The following is an 18,399-nucleotide window of genomic DNA, read 5'->3' as shown; positions in this document are numbered from 1 at the left end:
GTCTCTGCTCTGCGCGTGGGCGGGCGGACGAGGCCGTGGCGGCGGTAACATGGGGGCTTCCCCGGTCGAATCGATTCGACCCTTGCACCCCCTGAACTCTGGAAGGACGTCGTGTCCGACGCTCCCCGCACTGATTCCCTCCCCGTCGTGAAGGCGGGGGATTCCGCCGCCGACGAATCGCAGATCCCGCAGCCCGAGCGCACCGCGACGGGGAGCATCCGCATCCCCACCGCGACCGGCGCGATCCGCACCCTCGGCGCGAACCCTGCCACCGCGCCGATCATGCTGCACCCGGGCGATGCCATCTCCCTGGGCCGCCGCACGCTGTACATCATCCTGCTCGGCGCGCTCACCGCCCTCGGCCCCTTCACGATCGACCTCTACCTCCCGGCGTTCCCGGTGCTGGAGCAGGACTTCCAGACCACGGCCGCCGCGATCCAGCTGACCCTGACCGGAACCATGATCGGGTTCGCGCTCGGCCAGCTCGTGGTCGGACCGCTCAGCGACAAGGTCGGTCGTCGTGTGCCGCTGATCGCCGTCACCGCGCTGCACGTGCTCGCGAGCGTCGGGGCGGCCTTCGCACCGGACCTCGGGCTGCTCAGCGTCGCCCGCGTGCTGATGGGAGTGGGGGCCGCGGCCGGCGGCGTGGTGGCCATGGCGATCGTGCGCGACCTGTTCGGCGGGCGTCGACTGGTCGTCATGCTCTCCCGCCTCGCTCTGGTCTCGGGCGTGGCACCGGTCATCGCGCCCCTGATCGGCTCGTGGCTGCTCACGCTCATGCCGTGGCGCGGGATCTTCGGCGTGCTCGCGGCCTACGGCGTGGTCATGCTGCTGTCGACGATCCTGTTCATCCCGGAGACGCTGCCCGTCGCCCGGCGCCAGGGTCACGGTGGCGCCACCATGCTGCAGCGATATCGCTCCGTGCTCTCGGACCGGGTGTTCCTCGGCGTGCTCGTCATCGGCGGGATGACCTTCTCCGGTCTGTTCTCGTACCTGTCGGCATCGCCGTTCCTGTTCCAGGTGACCCACGGGCTCGACGCGCAGCAGTACGGTCTGCTCTTCGCCGTGAACTCGCTCGGCGTGGTCGTCGGCGTGCAGACCGCCTCCCGCTTGGCCGCACGCTTCGGACCGCAGTGGGTCATGGCCTACTCGACCGCAGTGTTGCTGCTCGCCGGCGTCGCGATCATCGTCACCGACCAGCTCGGCCTCGGCCTGTGGGGCACGGTGATCCCGCTGTTCGTCTTCATGACTGCTTGTGGCTTCACATTCCCGAACGTGCAGGTGCTGGCGCTCGACCGCCACGGGAAGGCCGCGGGAACCGCGGCATCCATCATCGGCGCGACGAACTTCGGCGTCGCCGGGCTCATCTCGCCCGTCGTCGGCTGGCTCTCGCACGACGCCGGGATCACCGCGACCACCATGGCGTCCGTCATGGTCGGCTGTGCCGCGATCGGCATCCTGTCGCTGTGGTTCGTCGTGCGCCCGCGCACCGTCGGGATGCTCGCTCCCTGAGTCTTCAGGTGCCGTCCGACAGAATAGGACGATGAACAGGCGCATGCTGCTGTGGTGGGGAGTGGGCCTCCTCGCGCTCGCAACGGTCCTGGGCGCCGTGGTCGTGTTCGCCTACCCGCAGACTCCGGGCTTCGACCACTGGTGGAACGAGACGATCGCCGGGGTCCGCGCGGACTGGATGGTCGACTTCGCCCTCGTTCTGAACTGGATCGGCGGCGGCTGGGTCGCGATCCTCGGGGTGCCGCTGCTGGCGATCCTGGCGCTCGTGCTCGCACGGCGCTGGCGTGGCGCGCTGTTCGCGGCACTCTGCTTCGCCGCCAGTGCCGCCGGCGTGCAACTGCTCAAGCAGCTCTTCGGGCGGGCGCGGCCCGACGACATGCTCGTGGTGAGCGACTACGGCTCGTTCCCCTCCGGGCACACGGCGAACGCCGCGACGATCGCCCTCGTGCTCTGGGTGCTGTTCCCGCGCGTCTGGGTCGCGATCGTCGGCGCGGCGTGGGTGCTCGCGATGGCGCTCTCGCGCACCTTCCTCTCGGTGCACTGGGCCAGCGACACCCTCGGCGGCGCCCTGGTCGGCGCCGGCGTGGTGCTGGTGCTCGCCGCCTGGTTGCTCCCGTGGGTGCAGCAGAAGAAGTCGGCGGTCGAGGCGCCGATAGGCTGAGAAGACCCGTCCCCAGAGGAGTCGTCGTGTCTCACATCCGTCCGTACCGCCCCACCGATCGTGCCGCACTGTATGAGATCTGCGTGAAGACGGCCGACGCCGGGGCGGATGCGACCGGCGTCCTCTCCGACGACTCGCTGTGGGGCGACCTCTTCGCCGTCCCCTATGCCGAGCGTCATCCCGATCTCGCCTGGGTGGTCGAGAGCGATGACGAGCGCACGATCGGCTACATCGTCGCGACCGACGACACCGACGCCTTCTACACCTGGTTCCGCGAGGAGTGGTGGCCCACGCTCGAGGGTCGCCACCCCCGGCCGGCGGAGGTGGTCACGCGGGAGGATCGGATGATCGACTACGGCTACAGCCGCGCCGAAGGCATCGAGCCGAACGTCGCGGATCACCCGGCCCATCTGCACATCGACCTGCTTCCCGAGACCCAGGGTCAGGGGCTCGGTCGCCAGCTCATCGAAACGCTGTTCGCCGAGCTGACCCGACGCGGAGTGCGCGGGCTGCACCTGGGCATCGATCCGAACAACACCGGAGCCGCCGCCTTCTACGAACGGCTCGGGATGACGCGTCTCCCCGCCGAGCCCGGCGGACAGATCTACGGCGTGCGCTTCGACGACTGAACGCCGAACGATCGCGTGGGCGAAGCGAAAGAGCCCCCGCTGATGCGGAGGCTCTTTCACTTTTGGCGGTGACGGCGGGACTCCGGTGCTCGCTGCGCTCGCTCCTCCCCGAATCCCCGGTGCTCGATAAAAAGTGAAAGAGCCCCCGCTGATGCGGAGGCTCTTTCACTTTTGGCGGTGACGGCGGGATTCGAACCCGCGGTTGCTTGCACAACACACGCTTTCCAAGCGTGCTCCTTCGGCCGCTCGGACACGTCACCAGGGAACAACCTGTCCATCCTATCCGATGCGAGGACGACGACGTGACAGGCCTCTGGGGTCAGCGACCTGAACGTCCACCGATGTGAAATATTGCACGTCACACGTCACCTGTATAGCCTCATGTGAGGACGGATCGCATTCGCTGGGGGTGCGGTGTCCAGAGGGGGAGCATGGACGCGAGCTCGATCACGACGGCGCGAGACCGCCACCGCACCACGACGGCCTTCGAACAGTGCGTCAGCGGAAGACGGAACCTCGTCACGGGCGCCGTGTTCTTCGTCGAGGCGGGTGACCACGTCGGTGCGGTGCTGAGCCAGACCCGCCTCGACGACATCGTGTTCGCTCCCGCGGGCAGTGTCGTCATGAGCAGCGACTCCCGGGTGATCCCCTACGACGGTGCTCTGCGCGAGCCCGGCGATCGGATCATGTTCGACGGCGGGCAGACGTTCGAACTCCGGGAGTACGTGGCGGCTCCCTTCCTTCCGATCGTCGGGCCCACTCTCTTCCGGCAGTGCAACGCCGCGGGCGTGGCCGCGTTCCTGAGCGATGCCGATACGGCGAAGGACTCCGGGATCTTCATCGATCCGCTGCTGAGCGGCACGGTTCTGCTCGACTCCCTGCCGTCATTCCTCGGCTCCGGCCGCGAGGGAGAGGCCCTGCCCCGCGTGCACGTCACCGCGGAAGGCGAGTACAGGGACGGGCCCGACGGGCTCCTGCTCGGCGAGGTGGGCGATGGGCGGGCAGACATCGAGGCCCGCGCAGGAGAAGGCGCCGGCCGAGGGCGGGCGTTCGCGCGCGTCGTCGACCGCGGGATGCTGGAGGCCGATCTCGACGACCGGCCGTGGTTCGCACGGTACATCGGCGCGATCGACCTGCTGCGTCGATGGGAGGGAGTTCCGAGTCGCCCCGCCATCTCCGGCTTCGGCGGACACCTCGTGCGGGCTCTCGACGAACTCGCCGCGCTTCCGGGAGTCGTCTCACCACGCGTCCCGTACCTGCTGACGGGCGACGGCGAGGAGTGGATGCTGATCGATCCCGTGAGCCGGCGCGGGATCCGGCTCGGCATCGACAGCGCACGCGCGGCGGAATGCCTGATCGCGACGGCGGACGAGTCCGCGGCGGTCGGATTGCTGGCGGCCGAGCTCGGCAGGGGGACGAGCAGCGTCGCCTCCCTGGTGCAGGAGGTCCGATGCCGATTGGCGGTGGTCGGCCTCGATCCCGCCGCGGGCGGGCAGGCGGGACTGTGATGCACGACGGTGAGCGGATGGAAACAGGGGAAGTCAGCGGAGCGCGGGCACTCCGCGCATGGATCACCGGGCACGGGGAGGGGCACTCGCGAGTGTTCCTCCTCGAGAGCGGGGCTCCGGCAGCCGATGTCGCGAAGGTGGCGCGCGGCGACGACGTGGTCCTCCTGCCGGTGGAGAGTGGGATGTACGACGGTCTCGGCAGCGTGGTGCGCTACCGAGGCGCACTGCGAGAAGCGGGTGACGAGCTGTTCCTCGGCGAACACGGCGTCGAACTCCAGGACTATGTCGCTGCTGCGTTCGTCCAGATCGTCGGCCCCACCGTGGTGCGCTTCTTCGACGCATCCAGCGGGCAGGCCTTCCTCGAGGATGCGGAGCTCGCTCGCCGAACCGGGGTCTTTCCCTCGGCGTTGATCGACCCACGGGTGCTGCTCGCGGACCGCGACGCCCTGGACTGCCCGAGGGAGATGAAGACTCCGAAGGCGCTGCGAGTGGGTGCGGACGGCAGTGTCGGCATCGGCGTGCAGGGGCGGATCATCGGCACCGTCGACGACCTGCCGTCCGTTCTCGCCATCCCGCTGCCCCGGGCCGCGGCGCTGGGAGAGGTCGCGACGGGGGATGGGTTCGCCGCCGACCTCGCGAGGCGGGAGTGGATCGGACGCTACCTCAAGGCGACGGACCTCATGAAGATGCTCCGCGCAGAGAACGGCGCCGCCCGGGTCTCGGGATTCGGCTGGTTCCCGATCGACGACGACCTCTCGGATGCCGAACCGTTGACTGCGGATCCGTTTCTGCTCGAGACCGCCGCCGGTTTCATGCTCGCAGACACCGGGACCCTGCGCCGCCAGCTGCTCACGCCATCGACGGCCCGGGTCATCGCGGTGATACAGACGTCGAGCACGATCGAGATCGCCACCGAGCGCGTGGCCCGGCTGCGGGGCACATCGTCACCGGACGCGCGTGACCTGTGCCTGCAAGCCCGCACCGCTCTCAACGTCCACACGGGCCGGCGTACCGGATCCGCTGACGGGACGAAAGGGGCCGAAGGATGACATCGCCGCACGCGCTGTGGACCTCGATGCTCCCCGCGGACTCGACCTTCGCACCGGAGCGCGTCGCCGTCGGCGCTGCCGGGAACCGGATCGAGTTCGCTGACGGATCCACACGTCTCTGCGCGACGAGCGGTCTCTGGAACGTCCCTCTCGGGTTCGGCAACCCGACGGTCGTCGAGGCCGTCAACAGGGCGAATCACGATGCCTCCTATCTCTCGCTGTTCCGCGCGCCCCATGAGTACGCGCAGCGCGCGGCCGAAGCGCTGATCGAGCTCGCGGACCCCGTCCGCTACCGCCGCGTCATCTTCTCGACCTCGGGAGGGGCGGCGAACGACGCGGCGATGAAGCTGGGCAGGCAGTACTGGGCGCAGAAGGGACTCGCGTCCCGCTCGTTGATCGTGGGCCTGAAAGGCAGCTATCACGGCACGGCATACGGCAGTCACGCCCTGAGTGGGGACGACCTCCTCCAATCCGTCTACGCCGTCGACCGCCGGTCGGTGCGGCATGTATCCCACCGCGACGACGGCGAGGAGCTCGAACGGCTGCTGCAGCGGGAGGGGGCGCGCGTGGCATCGGTCGTCGTCGAACCCGTGCTGGGCAGCGGTGCCTACGCGCTGTCTGAGGCGTTCGTCCAGCGTCTGCTCGCACTGCGCGAGGAGTACGGCTTCCTGATCGTCGCCGATGAGGTCGCGACGGGCTTCGGCCGCACCGGGACGATGTTCGCCACCGACAGGTGGGCTGCGGCACCGGACATCCTCATCCTCTCGAAGGCGCTGACCAACGGGGCGATGGGTGCGGCGGCGCTCCTGGTGGGGGAACGGGTCGCCTCGGAGTTCGTGCGGGGCGGGTGGACGTTCGTGCATGGCGAGACCCAGGCGGGGACGCCGGCTTGTGCGGCGGCGATCCTCGCCGTGATCGAGGAACTGCGCCGCATCGATGTGGAGTCGACCGCTCAGGCACTGGGCATCGACCTGCTTCGCCTCGCGGCCGAGTGGGAGGCGGACGGTGTGGTCGCGGAGATCACCGGACGCGGGTGCTTCATGGGACTCGGGCTCCGCCACGCGGACGAGAGCCCGCTCTCTGGGCCCGACATCCTTCGCGTCGTCTCCGCGATCGCGGACAACGGCGTCCTGGTGCAACCGGGCCCCAGCTCCATCGAGTTGATCCCGGCCTACGGATTCACTGCGGAGGAGCTTCTCGCCGTGGACGTGGCCATACGTGCAGGCCTGGCTCGGGGAGTGCAGGGATGACCGCGGAGTTCGGTCGACTTCCCACCCTGTGGCAGGGGGAAGGGGCCACCGGCCGGTTGACGAAGCACCTCACGGCCGACCGAGAGAGCCTCATGATCGTGGATTCGGCGGTACCGGTTGCCCTCCCGTCCGGGCGCCGGACCACGACGATCCAGATCGATGCGTCGTCGGTCGACGTCGCTGCAGTCGTCGAACTGGCCCGACAGATCGTGCGTCGATCGCCGAGCGTCATCGTCGCGGTCGGCGGCGGAACCGTTCTCGACGCCAGCAAGATCGCCGCGCTCGCTCTCGCTCGGGGGCGGGTGTTCGACTTCGCCATCGGGCATGCGTCGAGGTCGGCGCTGACTCTCCTTCCCCACGCATTGCCACCCGTCGACATCATCGCCGTGCCGACGACGCTCGGCACCTCGTCGGAGACCAACAGCGTCGGAGTGCTCAGGAACGACAGCGGATACCGGCTCATCGTCGGTCTTGCCCTGAGGCCTCGCCACGCGATCATCGATCCGGGCAATCTGGCTTCGCTGACGCACGCCGCCGTCCGGGAGGGAGCATTGGAAGCCTTCCTCCGGGTAGCGGGCGCCTCGACGAGCTCGCGGAGGAGCGCGCGGCAGAACCGAGACGCCGTCGCGCTCGGGAGAGCCGTCCTCGATTCCGCCACCCGTGACCCGGACTCGCGCGGGGGAAGGATGCGTCTCGCTCGACTGAGCGCGGCGACCCAGCGCAGCGCGGCGCTGCGGGGGCCGGACCCCTACAGTGCGCGCCACTGGTATGCGGCGAACGAGATCGCTTTCGTGCTGAGGATCCGCAAGATCGTCGCCACGGCGGCGGTCATCGCGGCGGTCTGGCGGCGGGTCTGTGCAGGGGACGTGCGCTGGGGAGACCGGGAGAGTCTCCAGGACTTCTGGGTGAACGTCGTGGGCGGGATGGCGTTACCGCTGGACCCGCCGACGGGCATCGAGGCCCTGATCGAACGGTGGGGAATCGAGCGTGCTCCGAGACCGAGCCCGGATGACATCGATCGCATCTCCGTCGCCACAGAGAGGGCGTGGGGAAGACGCCACCCGATGCTGCCGGGCCTCCTCGCAGACGACTTCCGTGACGTGCTCCACGACTCCCGGTGGAGTTCTGAGCTGGTCGGCCCTGATCGCCGACCTCCGATGTCTGTTGCGAAGGAGGTGAATTAGATGGGCGAGAAAGTCGAGAGCAGTATCCGGTTCCAGGAGCTGGAAACCATGGAGGCCCCCAGTTGGGAGAGCTTCTATCAGGGCGCGATAGGGGCGTTGGTCCTCATCGGGATCGGCGCAGCCGCGGCGACCTGATCCCTGGCATGCGCAGCGACACGGAAGGGAGGTGAAGATGCACACCACAACGCCGACGCTCGAGTTCACGGAACTCGAGGCCATGGAAGCCCTGAACGACACCGACGACTACATCCGAGGATTCGCCGTGGGAGTCATCATCGGAATTCTCGCCCTGACATAGGGCGGCGACCGACAGCTCGAGAAGGAGGTGCAGATTGCAGATGACGTCTCTGGAGTTCACGGAACTCGAACAGATCGACGCACCGTTGGAATGGTGGGAGCACGCCAGCTACATCATTGCCATCATCGGCGGCGCGGCAGCGATCGCAACCTAATCCCCGGGGTGCGGGTGGAGCATGCCCGTCCGCACCCCACCGCTCCCGTTGAGAGGCGATGTGTGAATGTCCGGTTTGATCACCGAAGCAGTATCGGCGCGGCTCGAGACCGCGGGCGCGGTTCCCCGGGAGCTGGATCTGTACTCCGGGGAGGGCACCGACTTCTATGAGCGATTGGTCGGTACCGACCGTGCAGAGATTCGAGAGGTGCTGGCGCTCGCGAGGAAGACCGACGACCCCATCCTCGACATCGCCGCGGGCGGCGGGAGGTTGACGGTTCCGCTGGTGAGAACGGGAAGAGAGGTCACCGCGATCGATCTCTCCGACGACATGCTCTCCCACCTGCGTCGAGCGCTTCCTGCGCGATCGACGGTGGAGTGCGTCGTGGCGGACATGCGCGACTTCTCCCTGGGGCGGCGATACGGTCTCGTGATCATCGGTGCCACATCCATCACGTTGCTCGATCGTGTGGGCCGCTCGCTCCTGTACGGAAGTGTGCGTCGTCACCTCGCCACCGGAGGCGTGTTCGCCTTCACCGTCGCGGGAGGCGCGGCGGCGCAGAGCCTGGCGGTGTCGAGAACGCAGGAGATCGGCGTCCCCGGTCCGCAGGGCGAAGAGACCTACCTCTTCGCGCAGCAGATGGAAGACGGCGGAGCGGCGCGAGTGGTCAACTGGGTGCGCGTCGCCGACATCGCGGCCGGCCTCGAAGCGACGGTGCTCACGAGCCGCCTACAGGTGCTCGGCCATGACGTCCTCGCCGGGGAGCTCGTCGACGCGGGCTTCGCGGCACCTGCCGTGTCGCCCGTCCGCACCGACCGCGGGGTGGAGATCCTCCTGCTCACGACGTCGTGGGCGGGATCCTTGGGAACGGTGGACGACGATGCCACCGGCTGACTCCCCGCGTCGACGCGGCTCCCGCGCGAGGGTTCGGCTCTCTGCCGATGCATGCCCGAGCCTTGCCTCCGGTGTCGCTTTCGAGGAAGGGGCCGACGACAGGGCATGGATAGCGACGATCCACGGAGTGCCGTCGTCGAGGGTGTCCCGGTCGGTCGCCGACCTGCTCTCGGCGATGAACGGCGAGACCGCGCTCCGCGACCTGCACCTGCGCTTCGCCGCATCCGAATCGCTGGAGGACTTCCTCGACCTCGCCGAGCGCTTCCGCGCCAGTGGACTCCTGAGAGGCGACGCGATCCTCCCGCCCGGGCGGCTGACCTACCGCCCGCCATTCACCCTGCAGATCGCGACGCTCCGTGCTCCCGCCCTCTTCCGGCGCGTGGACCATGTGATCGTCCGACTGCCGGCTCGGGTGGTCCTGGCATCGGTGGTGGTGCTGCTCGGCGGAGGGCTCGTGGCCGCCATCGTTCAGGCGCGGGACCTGCTGAGCGTCCTGACCACGCCGATGCCCTTGACCGGCCTGCTGATCCTGATCGCGGTGCTCTCGCTCGCGACGCTGCTCCATGAGGCCGCCCATGGACTCACCCTCGCCCGCTTCGGCGGGAGCCCCCGTCGTGCCGGCTTCATGCTCTTCTACCTCACCCCCGCGTTCTTCGTGGACGTGACCGACGGCTGGCGCCTCCCGAAGAGATCGCAACGCGTGGCGATCGCGTTGGCCGGCCCCGCAGTGCATGCGGTCATCGCCGCCGTCGCGCTCCTCGCCGCTCTCGCGCTTCCGCAGCCGGAGACCGACAGGGCGATGCTGCTGCTCGCTCTCTCCTGCATCGCCGTCGTCATTGTCAACCTGATCCCGTTCGTGCGGTTCGACGGGTACATCGCACTCATGAGCGCGCTCGACGAGCCGAACCTCCGGGGACGCGCCATCCGCGACGCCTCGAACTTCCTCACCCGATTCCTGTTCGGCGGTCGGCGGATCGGCAGAGCCCTGGACACCGCGTGGAGCGTTCCGTTCGGCCTCGCCAGTCTTGCCGCCCCGGTCGTGATGGTCGTGTTCGCCGTCGCACGCACCGCTCAAGCGCTCGCCGGAGGAGGACCGGTCCTCGGCCTGCTGGTGGTCGCGTTGGAAGCCGTCGTCGTCCTCGTCGGTGTGGCTCTGCTGGCGAAAGCCCTGCGGCGAGTTCTCCGCTCGGGTGTCTCCCGGCTCCGGTTCGTGTGCGTCGGGGCGGTGGTGGTCGCGAGCATCGTGACCGCCGGAGCCCTCATCCGCGTACCCGTCACCGACACGCTCGGCTTCTCCGTAGACGGGGGCCGGGTGATGCTCCTTCGCGCAGGAGCAGGAGCAGGCGCAGGCGCAGGCGCCGACACCGAGGCGGAGGTGCCGGCGGGCGCCCCGGTCGTGTTGATGAGCAGTGGCATCGTCGCGAACGTGCCGGTGGGAGAGGGCACAGCCAGGCCGCTGCCTCCGACGCCGACGACGGTGCCACTCGACGCGCTGTTTCCCGTGACCGCGGATGGGGTGGCGATACCTGCGGTGGTCGTCGCCGAGGTGCTCGTCGCCGGGAAGAGCGACGGCCTGCCCCCGACGGGGCAGGCGCGGGTCGAGCTCGGTGAGACGGACCTGTGGCAGGCGCTCTGGGCGAGAGGCGTGATGCTGCCGCTGACAGCGCTTCAGGGTGAGAGAGAAGAAGAGGAAGAGAATGAGCGACCACGCGATTGAAGTCCGAGGACTCACGAAGAGGTACGGGCGCCGAACGGCCGTCGAGGAACTGTCGTTCGACGTGCCGCGGGGGACGGTCGTCGGACTCCTCGGCCCGAACGGGGCGGGAAAGTCGACGACGCTGCGGGCACTGGTGGGGTTGATCACTCCGACCAGTGGCGACAGCGTCATCGACGGTGCGCCGTTCTCCGCGCTCGACAACCCTGCATCGCACGTGGGCGTTCATATGGACGGGTTCGGCTTCGAGCTGGGCATCACAGCGAGAAGGCACCTGGAGATCTCCCGCCTCGCGGCCGGCGCACCCCGGGGCCGTGTCGACGAGGTGCTCCAGGAGGTGGGGCTCGCAGCGGATGCCGACCGTCGCGTGAAGACGTTCTCGACGGGGATGGCACAGAGGCTCGGGTTGGCGACCGCTCTTGTGGGTTCACCCCGGACGCTCATCCTGGACGAGCCGGCGAACGGGCTCGACCCCGACGGCATCCGGTGGCTTCGCCGGTTCCTGCGGAGCTTCGCCGAACGCGGCGGCACCGTGCTGGTCGCCAGCCATCAGCTGGCGGAACTCGAGCAATTCGTGGACGAGGTCGTCGTGATCAAGCGCCGTGCACTCTTCGCGGGGCGGTTGCACGACCTCGTCACGGACGACGGCGACTCCCTCGAGAGCAAGTACTTCGATCTCGTGGGAGAAGCGGCAGCATGAGGAACGCGATCCGCAGCGAAGCGCTGCGTGCACTGAGCGGACTCTCCGTCCTGCCGGTCTATCTCGTGGCCCTGCTCATGCCGGTATTCGTGCTCGTCTCCGACGGTTCCCGCTTCGAGTTCGCCGGTGTCGATCCCGGCACGGCCACCGCGCGCCTGCTGGAGCCGCTCGCGTGGTCGGTCGTCTCCGCGGCGTTCGTCGGTGCGTACTCCGTCACGCGGGAGTACTACTACGGCTCGATGGACAGAACGCTCACCGGGGTCGGCTTCCGTCGCGCCTTCGGGGGAAAGCTCGTCGCGGCGGTGTTGGCCGCCGTCGCGCTGTCGGTGTGCATCTTCGTCCTCTGGACAGGGGGCATCTCCGTGATCCTGATCCGGAACGGACTGGCGCTCGCTCTCACACCGGAGTCGTGGCAGCTGTATGCCGGCGCGCTGGCCGGCACGGTCCTCGGTGCACTGATCGGAGTGTCCGTCGGCTGGATCACCCGCAACTACTACCTGACGGCAGGTATCGTCCTCATCTTTCCGATGGTCGTGGAGCTCGCACTCGTGCGCACGGCGCCCGAGGTGGCGAAGTTCTCGCCCGGATTGGCACTCGCCGCGCTGGGTGTTCCCGGCTACCAGGGGCGACTGCTCGAGTTCGCGCCCGCACTCGGTGTCGGGCTCGTCTGGGCCGCAGCTCTCGTCGTGATCGCCTGGTTCAGGGGACGTCGGGGAGCCGCGTGATCGGCCGGGCGCTTCGCGCGCAGGCGCGCAGCTTCGCCGGTGACGTGGTCCTCCTCGGGATGGTGGCAGCGGCGCTGCTGATGTCGCTCGCCGTGGCGACGAGTATTCCGCCCGACCTCGCGGAGGCCCCGGCGGGCGTCCGATCCGCGTTCGCCGAGTCCTTCACCGTCGTGCTCGCGACGTACGGAGCGGTCCTCGCGGCGGTCTACGGCTCCTTCCGATACACGATCGACCGCCGGGACGGTGTCATCGCGCAACGTCTGATGATGCTGCCCCGGTGGACGATCTTCGTCGCCAGGATGCCGACGGCCGCTCTGGGAGGGGCGATCGTGGCGCTCACCGTCGTCGTCGTCGGGCAGATCGCGCTGAACGTGTCCCGGGGCGGTGCGACCCTCGATGGAGCGACCCTCGATGGAGCGACTGTGGCATCGACTCTCGCCCTCGGGGCGGTCGCCGGGCTCTGGGGGATGGGGCTGGGAGTCGTCGTACAGGTTCATCTCGTCGCTCTCTTCGTGGTGTCGATGTCGATGAGCGGGGCGCTGCTCCTCACGATGTTCTGGAGCTCCGGCGCCGGCTATCTCCCGCCCCTCGTGATGCTCCGAGCCCTCGGATTCGACGTGTCAGCCATGGGCATCCCGCCGAACGATCTTCTCGAGAGCTCCCTGGCGCTCTGGGCGACCGCAGGCTGGGTGCTCGCCGCGCTCCTCGCCGGGGGAGCGGCTTTCATGAAGCGTGATGTCGGCGCGGAGACGACGTAGGATCCCTAGGTGGCAACACCCAAGATCGTCCTCTTCTACGCCTTCACTCCTCTCGCCGACCCCGATGCCATCCGCGTCTGGCAGCGAGACCTCGGTGAGGCGCTCGGACTGCGCGGACGTCTGCTCATCTCGAAGGACGGCATCAACGGCACCCTCGGCGGCGACATCGGCGCGCTGAAGAAATGGCTGCGCTCGTTCCGCTCGTACCGTCCGTTCGCCGACGCCGACATCAAATGGAGCGAGGGGACCGGTGTGGACGCCGAGGGACGCAGCCTCGACTTCCCCAAACTCAGCGTCAAGGTGCGCGACGAGATCGTGTCGTTCGGCGCGCCGGGTGAGCTCCGCGTCGACGAGAACGGCGTCGTCGGCGGCGGCACGCGTCTGACGCCCGAAGAACTGCACGGTCTGATCGACGAACGCGGCGACGATGTGGTGTTCTTCGACGGTCGGAACGCGCTCGAAGCGCAGATCGGACGCTTCCGTGGCGCGGTCGTCCCCGACACCGAGACGACCAGGGATTTCGTCGAGCTTCTCGATTCGGGCGTCTACGACGACCTCAAGGGCAAGCCCGTGGTCACGTACTGCACCGGCGGCATCCGCTGCGAGGTGCTGTCGAGTCTGATGACCGCCCGCGGGTTCGGTGAGGTCTACCAGCTCGAGGGCGGCATCGTCCGATACGGCGAGAAGTACGGCGACGACGGCCTGTGGGACGGATCGCTCTACGTCTTCGACGGCCGGGGCTCCGTGGACTTCTCCGACCATGCCGCGGTCATCGGAGAATGCGTCGGATGCGGGGCAGCGACCAAGCGCACCGCGAACTGCCCCGATCTCTCGTGCCGATCGCAGTTCGTGGTGTGCGAGGAGTGCGGCGCTGTGCCCTGCACCTCTCACGCTGCCTGACGGGTCAGATCGTCACACCGGGCTCGGCGGCTCTCGGGGCGTACAGGGAACGCGGGATCAGCACGGCCCGCACCCTGGTGGCCCGATCGGCGCTCTGCCGCAGGCTCGTGAGAACGTCGCCCAACGGCTCGGCGAGATCGTCGGATGCATCGACGGAGCGGGCGTAGTTCGCACGTTCGACCGCATCCGTCAGACGTCCCATCGCCTCGACGCCGACATCGTGCTCGCGCACCAGTCCTGCCGCGCGCGTGCGTGGCGTGTCGGCGTCGGACACCGGGATCTGCAGGTCGATCAGGGTGTCTCGGAGTTCCGCCCATGCCGCAGCGGAATCTCCTCGACGTGCCCTGTTCAGCCGCGCTCGGCGTTCCACGAGCCGGATCAGTGCGGGAAGCAGGAGCAGCACGACGATGCCGACGGCTGTGAAGACCACCGGCGTCGGGTCGAGGCGGCGCAGGTCGTCGCCGCTGGCCGCGTCGCCGCCGGCATCGTTGCGGTCGATCTCGGGACCCGAGGTCTGCTCGGCCTGCGGTGCCGTGGTCGGGGCCGGGGCGGACGGGCTTCCGGCACCTCCACCCTGAGTCGCTCCGGGGCGGAAGGCGGTGGGCACACCCAGAGACGCGGTGGGCTCGAACGGAACCCATCCGATACCGGGGAACAGCACCTCCGGCCAGGAGTGCAGCCGGTCGCTGGTCACGGAGAACACCGACTCGCTGCCGCGCTTCTCGTCGGTCAGCGAACCGGGAAGGTATCCGACGACGATGCGCACCTGCATGCCCAGGCTCTCCGCCATCAACGCGAACGCCCCCGCGAAATGGACGCAGTATCCCGACCGCGCCTCGAGGAACTCCGCGACGGCTTCCGCCCCGGTGCCGTCGAAGCCTTCCTCCACCGGGGTCTCCAGCGAGTAGGCGAACTGCGAGCGGAACCAGTTCTGCAGCGCGATGAGCCGGTCGTAGTCGGTGCTCGCCGCCGCGGTCACGTCTTCCGCGAGCTCACCGATGATCCCGGGGAGCTCGACCGGTTCGGCATCGGGATCGACGACGGGGGCGGCGGCATCGATCGCGCGGATCTGCTCGAGGGTGGGGATCAATCTCGACGACGTGACCGTGTAGTCGTTCCCGACGGCGTCCGCGCCGCGGGAGTACAGCGTGCGATTCTCGGGGGCGATCCTCCAGGCATTGCTGAGTCCCTGCACAGCGGTGGCGGGATAGGGCACCGGGAGCCAGGAACTCGACATCCGCAGCACGCGGATGGAGGTGTTCTGTTCTTCCGTCGCGATGTCCTCGCCCCATTCCGGGGGGCCGAATCCGTCGTTCTGCGCCTGCAGGTCGCCGTCGTCTGGCTGCCAGACGCGGCCGTCGAAGCGCGAGAGCGTGGTCAGACGCAGGTACGGTGCCGTGTCGCCTTTCGCGGCAACGGTGAGGACTTCGACCGGATTGGGCTGGCGCAGGTCGTCTCCGAGACGCAGCGAGGCGTCGACCGTGACGCCGACCCCGTTGCCGGCGAGGCTCGCGGTGACGGGCATCATCGGGGCGATGGCCACTGTCGTCGCCAGCGCGGCGGCTCCGAGCGCGACGGCCAACGACGTCGACGAGCGGCGCGGGGATTCCGGATGCCGGCGTGCGGTGTAGCGGAGGAGGAGCAGGGCGACCACGCCGAAGAGCAGGAACCAGGCCACGTTCGTGTCGCCGAGCGTGACGATCATCGGCACGGCGCCGATGACGCCGGTCAAGAGGACGGCCAGCACGGCCGAACGATGCGCGACGAGATGGTCGAGGAGGATCGCGACGACCGCGAAGCCGATGCCCATCACCGCCGCGAGGCCGGGGGAGGGATCCAACGGCGCGGATCCGAACACCACGGCCTCGACGGCGGAGGCCCCGAGCACGCCGAACAGCGTCAGCGTCGCCGATGTCGGGACGATCCCGAAGATGGCGGTGTCGCTGGCCACGAGCAGCGTCACGACGGCGATGGCGACCACGATCTGCACGGCGAAGGTGACGATGTCCTGCGCCCACGCCGCTCGTCGCCGCAGCAGGTGTCGCGTCAGCATCCCGGTGCCCGCCACGGCGACGATCACGGCGATCACGGTGAAGGACCACGCCCCGGGGCCGATCACCGAGGTGAACGGCCACATCGCCGTGAGCGCCGCCATCGCCGCGAGTGCGCCGGGGCCGACGATGCCGGCCGGCTCCTCGTGGTCGCGGTGCCAGAAGGCCGGCCTGCGCGTGGCGACGGTCGGCGCCGGCGGGGCCTGCTCAGCGCGGAACATCGCCGACCCCGATCCGGGCCGAGACGGCGTCTTCCCACGCCGCGGGGATGTCGTCCCCGAGTGGGGCCACCGTCCATCCATGGCGGACGGAGGCCTCGGTGGCGCCGGGGAGCAGCTCTGTGCTGAACAGCATCGGTGCAGCGGCACCTGCTGAACGCAGCAGGGCCGCATCCTCCTCGTCGAGGCGGCCCGTGATGTAGACGAGCGGACCGGGCGGGGTGCCGCCGACGAGCGCCATCAGGTCACGGCTCTCTCCGCGCGGGGTGACCGTCGCGAGCGCAGCGAGCAGACCGTCGCGATCGTCTTCATGCCCGCGAAGCGCGCCGAGCAGCGTTCCTGCGCTGTCGAGAACGTCGACGCTGTACCCCTCCGATGCGAGGTGCACGGCCGCGGAGGCGCACAGGGAGACCGCTGCTTCGAAGGCGGGATCCTCGTCGGTGCCCGGTGCGTCCCAACGGCGCCCGCTGCGGTCGAGCACGACCACTGCGTCGGGGCTGGACTCCTCCTCTTCCTGACGCACCATCAACTGACCGCGATGCGCGGTCGCCCGCCAGTGGATACGGCGCATCGAGTCGCCCGGGATGTATCCGCGGGGCGAGAGGTTGTCGCTTCCCTGCCCGAGCCGGGTGGAGGAGGTGTGGGCGGTGCCGCCGGCGGCACCGACACGCACGGCCAGCGGGGCGAGCGCGAACACCTCGGGAACGACCGTCACGCTCCTCGTCTCGCCGAATGCCTGCTCGCGCTGCGCCAGACCGAACGGGTCGACTGTGCGCAGCATCAGCGGCCCGAGGGGCCAGACGCCGCGTCGAACACCGGTGATGAGGTACGTCAGCTGGCCGGTCTCGGGGGGATACTCACCGCCGGAGTCTCCGGAGACCGCGTCGGGGAGCACATCGTGCCAGAGCCCCCGCGGCACCCGGATCGCTCGCAGCGAGAACCGCACCGTCACTCGTGACGTCTCGGACACGGTCAGCAGATCGGTCGAGATCTGGCGGGTGACCGTTCCGGATCGTCGTGGCAATCGCACCGCGATGAGGGAGAAGAGCGTGACGGCCGCGAGCAGCACGCCGATGTAGAGCAGGACGCGCGTGCCGAGGAGGTTCGCGGCGATCATGCAGCCGAGCGCGGCGACGAGCGCTCCGGCACCGCGGCCGGTGAGGGATCGACGTCTTCGCATGATGAGGTCTGTCAGGAACGCGTCGCGACGGGGACACGCACCCGCTCGACGATCTGGGTGAGGGCGGCCTCGACCGGCTGCGCGCCGGCGCGATGTGCGCCCCTGGCCGGGAGCAGGCGGTGCGCCAGCACAGGGATGAGCAGCGCGGTGATGTCGTCGGGGATCACGTACTCGCGTCCGTCGAGAGCAGCCCACACCTTCGCGGCCCTGACCAGCTGCAGGGTGGCCCGAGGGCTCGCACCGAGATGCAGGTTCGGGTCGGAGCGGGTGGCTTGGGCGAGCGCGACAGCGTACTCCTCGAGCGCGGGGGCCACGTGCACCGAGCGCGCCCAGGCGATGAGGTGGGCGATGGACGCCGCGTCGGCGACGGGCGACACGGCCGCGAGGGGGCTGACGACATCACGCTGGCGCAGCATGAGAGCCTCGGCGGCGGCATCCGGATACCCCATCGAGATCCGCATCATGAACCGATCGCGCTGCGCTTCGGGCAGGGCGTAGGTCCCCTCCATCTCCAGCGGGTTCTGGGTCGCGACGACCAGGAACGGCTGGGGCAGCAGGTGCGTAGAGCCGTCGACGGTGACCTGCCCCTCCTCCATCGCCTCCAGCAGAGCGGACTGCGTCTTGGGGGAGGAGCGGTTGATCTCGTCGGCGATCACGATGTGCGCGAACACCGCGCCGCGCTTGAATTCGAATTCGCGATCCACGGGGTTGTAGACGGACACCCCCGTGACGTCGCCGGGCAGCAGATCGGGCGTGAACTGGATGCGGCGCACCGTCGCATCCACGCTCGCGGCGAGGGCCCTGGCGAGCATGGTCTTGCCGACCCCTGGAACGTCTTCGATCAGCAGGTGCCCCTCGGCGAGGAGGCATACGAGAGCGCTGCGCACCGCGTCCGGCTTGCCGTCGATGACCTGGCCGATCGAGCCGAGGATCGCAGACGTCTGTGCGGCGAACCTCTCGGCATCCATCGATACCGGGGTCAGGGGGGCGTTCTCTGGCATGCGTTCCCTCTCA

The 18,399-nt window shown here is 69.1% G+C and carries 19 protein-coding genes and 1 tRNA gene; 16 read left to right on the top strand and 4 right to left on the bottom strand.

The window, feature by feature from the left end:
• The first annotated feature begins 111 nt into the window (after positions 1-111).
• The 3 genes from L687_RS28245 to L687_RS28235 are packed head-to-tail and all read left to right on the top strand — an operon-like array spanning position 112 to position 2,802.
• A complete protein-coding gene (locus L687_RS28245; protein ID WP_021199166.1) occupies positions 112-1,512 on the top strand; it encodes a multidrug effflux MFS transporter in 1,401 nt (466 codons plus the stop codon).
• Between the two features lie 31 nt (positions 1,513-1,543).
• Positions 1,544-2,173: a phosphatase PAP2 family protein gene (locus tag L687_RS28240; protein WP_029258737.1), complete on the top strand. Its 630-nt coding sequence runs from the start codon at positions 1,544-1,546 to the stop codon at positions 2,171-2,173.
• A 26-nt stretch (positions 2,174-2,199) separates the two neighbouring features.
• Complete coding sequence (locus tag L687_RS28235) at positions 2,200-2,802, top strand: GNAT family N-acetyltransferase (RefSeq protein WP_021199164.1); 603 nt, start codon at positions 2,200-2,202, stop codon at positions 2,800-2,802.
• A gap of 172 nt (positions 2,803-2,974) precedes the next feature.
• On the opposite strand, the gene L687_RS28230 is transcribed toward L687_RS28235, so the two are convergent.
• A tRNA-Ser gene (locus tag L687_RS28230) sits at positions 2,975-3,062 on the bottom strand.
• A gap of 171 nt (positions 3,063-3,233) precedes the next feature.
• On the opposite strand from L687_RS28230, the gene mpaB (L687_RS28225) reads away from it, so the two are divergent.
• From mpaB (L687_RS28225) to trhO, 13 genes are all read left to right on the top strand, one after another.
• A complete protein-coding gene (gene mpaB / locus L687_RS28225; protein WP_021199163.1) occupies positions 3,234-4,310 on the top strand; it encodes a daptide biosynthesis RiPP recognition protein in 1,077 nt (358 codons plus the stop codon).
• Positions 4,310-5,359, top strand: coding sequence for a daptide biosynthesis RiPP recognition protein (mpaB, locus tag L687_RS28220; RefSeq protein WP_031206969.1), 1,050 nt, complete (start codon positions 4,310-4,312; stop codon positions 5,357-5,359). The genes mpaB (L687_RS28225) and mpaB (L687_RS28220) overlap by 1 nt, the downstream gene beginning before the upstream one ends.
• On the top strand, positions 5,356-6,609 hold the full coding sequence (gene mpaD, locus L687_RS28215; protein ID WP_021199161.1) for a daptide-type RiPP biosynthesis aminotransferase: 1,254 nt from the start codon (positions 5,356-5,358) through the stop codon (positions 6,607-6,609). Before mpaB (L687_RS28220) ends, mpaD begins: the two co-directional genes overlap by 4 nt.
• Complete coding sequence (mpaC, locus tag L687_RS28210; protein WP_021199160.1) at positions 6,606-7,793, top strand: daptide-type RiPP biosynthesis dehydogenase; 1,188 nt, start codon at positions 6,606-6,608, stop codon at positions 7,791-7,793. The genes mpaD and mpaC overlap by 4 nt, the downstream gene beginning before the upstream one ends.
• The gene (gene mpaA1, locus L687_RS43250) at positions 7,794-7,928 is read left to right on the top strand and encodes an MpaA1 family daptide-type RiPP (RefSeq protein ID WP_021199159.1); all 135 of its coding nucleotides are present in this window, start codon (positions 7,794-7,796) and stop codon (positions 7,926-7,928) included.
• A gap of 37 nt (positions 7,929-7,965) precedes the next feature.
• On the top strand, positions 7,966-8,091 hold the full coding sequence (gene mpaA2, locus L687_RS43245) for an MpaA2 family daptide-type RiPP (protein ID WP_268741823.1): 126 nt from the start codon (positions 7,966-7,968) through the stop codon (positions 8,089-8,091).
• A 40-nt stretch (positions 8,092-8,131) separates the two neighbouring features.
• Positions 8,132-8,245: an MpaA3 family daptide-type RiPP gene (mpaA3, locus tag L687_RS43275; RefSeq protein ID WP_021199157.1), complete on the top strand. Its 114-nt coding sequence runs from the start codon at positions 8,132-8,134 to the stop codon at positions 8,243-8,245.
• A 66-nt stretch (positions 8,246-8,311) separates the two neighbouring features.
• Entirely contained in the window at positions 8,312-9,139 is an 828-nt protein-coding gene (gene mpaM, locus L687_RS28205; protein ID WP_021199156.1) for a daptide-type RiPP biosynthesis methyltransferase, read from the top strand.
• Positions 9,126-10,856 carry a daptide biosynthesis intramembrane metalloprotease gene (gene mpaP, locus L687_RS28200; RefSeq protein ID WP_323131857.1) on the top strand — a complete coding sequence of 577 codons (1,731 nt, stop codon included), beginning with the start codon at positions 9,126-9,128 and terminating at the stop codon, positions 10,854-10,856. The genes mpaM and mpaP overlap by 14 nt, the downstream gene beginning before the upstream one ends.
• Positions 10,837-11,553, top strand: a complete 717-nt coding sequence (locus L687_RS28195; RefSeq protein WP_021199154.1) for an ATP-binding cassette domain-containing protein — start codon at positions 10,837-10,839, stop codon at positions 11,551-11,553. The genes mpaP and L687_RS28195 overlap by 20 nt, the downstream gene beginning before the upstream one ends.
• On the top strand, positions 11,550-12,278 hold the full coding sequence (locus L687_RS28190; protein WP_021199153.1) for a hypothetical protein: 729 nt from the start codon (positions 11,550-11,552) through the stop codon (positions 12,276-12,278). Before L687_RS28195 ends, L687_RS28190 begins: the two co-directional genes overlap by 4 nt.
• The gene (locus L687_RS28185; protein WP_021199152.1) at positions 12,275-13,036 is read left to right on the top strand and encodes a hypothetical protein; all 762 of its coding nucleotides are present in this window, start codon (positions 12,275-12,277) and stop codon (positions 13,034-13,036) included. Before L687_RS28190 ends, L687_RS28185 begins: the two co-directional genes overlap by 4 nt.
• 9 nt (positions 13,037-13,045) lie before the next feature.
• Positions 13,046-13,936 (top strand): oxygen-dependent tRNA uridine(34) hydroxylase TrhO, encoded by an 891-nt coding sequence (gene trhO, locus L687_RS28180; RefSeq protein WP_021199151.1) that lies wholly within the window; start codon positions 13,046-13,048, stop codon positions 13,934-13,936.
• A gap of 4 nt (positions 13,937-13,940) precedes the next feature.
• Here trhO and L687_RS28175 read toward each other — a convergent pair whose 3' ends face one another.
• From L687_RS28175 to L687_RS28165, 3 genes are read right to left on the bottom strand one after another with little or no spacing between them, the layout of a single operon-like run.
• The gene (locus tag L687_RS28175) at positions 13,941-16,208 is read right to left on the bottom strand and encodes a transglutaminase family protein (protein ID WP_021199150.1); all 2,268 of its coding nucleotides are present in this window, start codon (positions 16,206-16,208) and stop codon (positions 13,941-13,943) included.
• Complete coding sequence (locus tag L687_RS28170; protein WP_021199149.1) at positions 16,195-17,385, bottom strand: DUF58 domain-containing protein; 1,191 nt, start codon at positions 17,383-17,385, stop codon at positions 16,195-16,197. Before L687_RS28170 ends, L687_RS28175 begins: the two co-directional genes overlap by 14 nt.
• An 11-nt stretch (positions 17,386-17,396) precedes the next feature.
• A complete protein-coding gene (locus L687_RS28165) occupies positions 17,397-18,386 on the bottom strand; it encodes an AAA family ATPase (RefSeq protein WP_021199148.1) in 990 nt (329 codons plus the stop codon).
• Positions 18,387-18,399 lie beyond the last annotated feature (13 nt).

Origin of the sequence: Microbacterium maritypicum MF109, assembly GCF_000455825.1 — a bacterium.
Lineage (GTDB): Bacteria > Actinomycetota > Actinomycetes > Actinomycetales > Microbacteriaceae > Microbacterium > Microbacterium maritypicum_A.
Note: the sequence above shows the minus strand (reverse complement) of the source record. Positions and strands in the feature narration are given on the sequence as shown.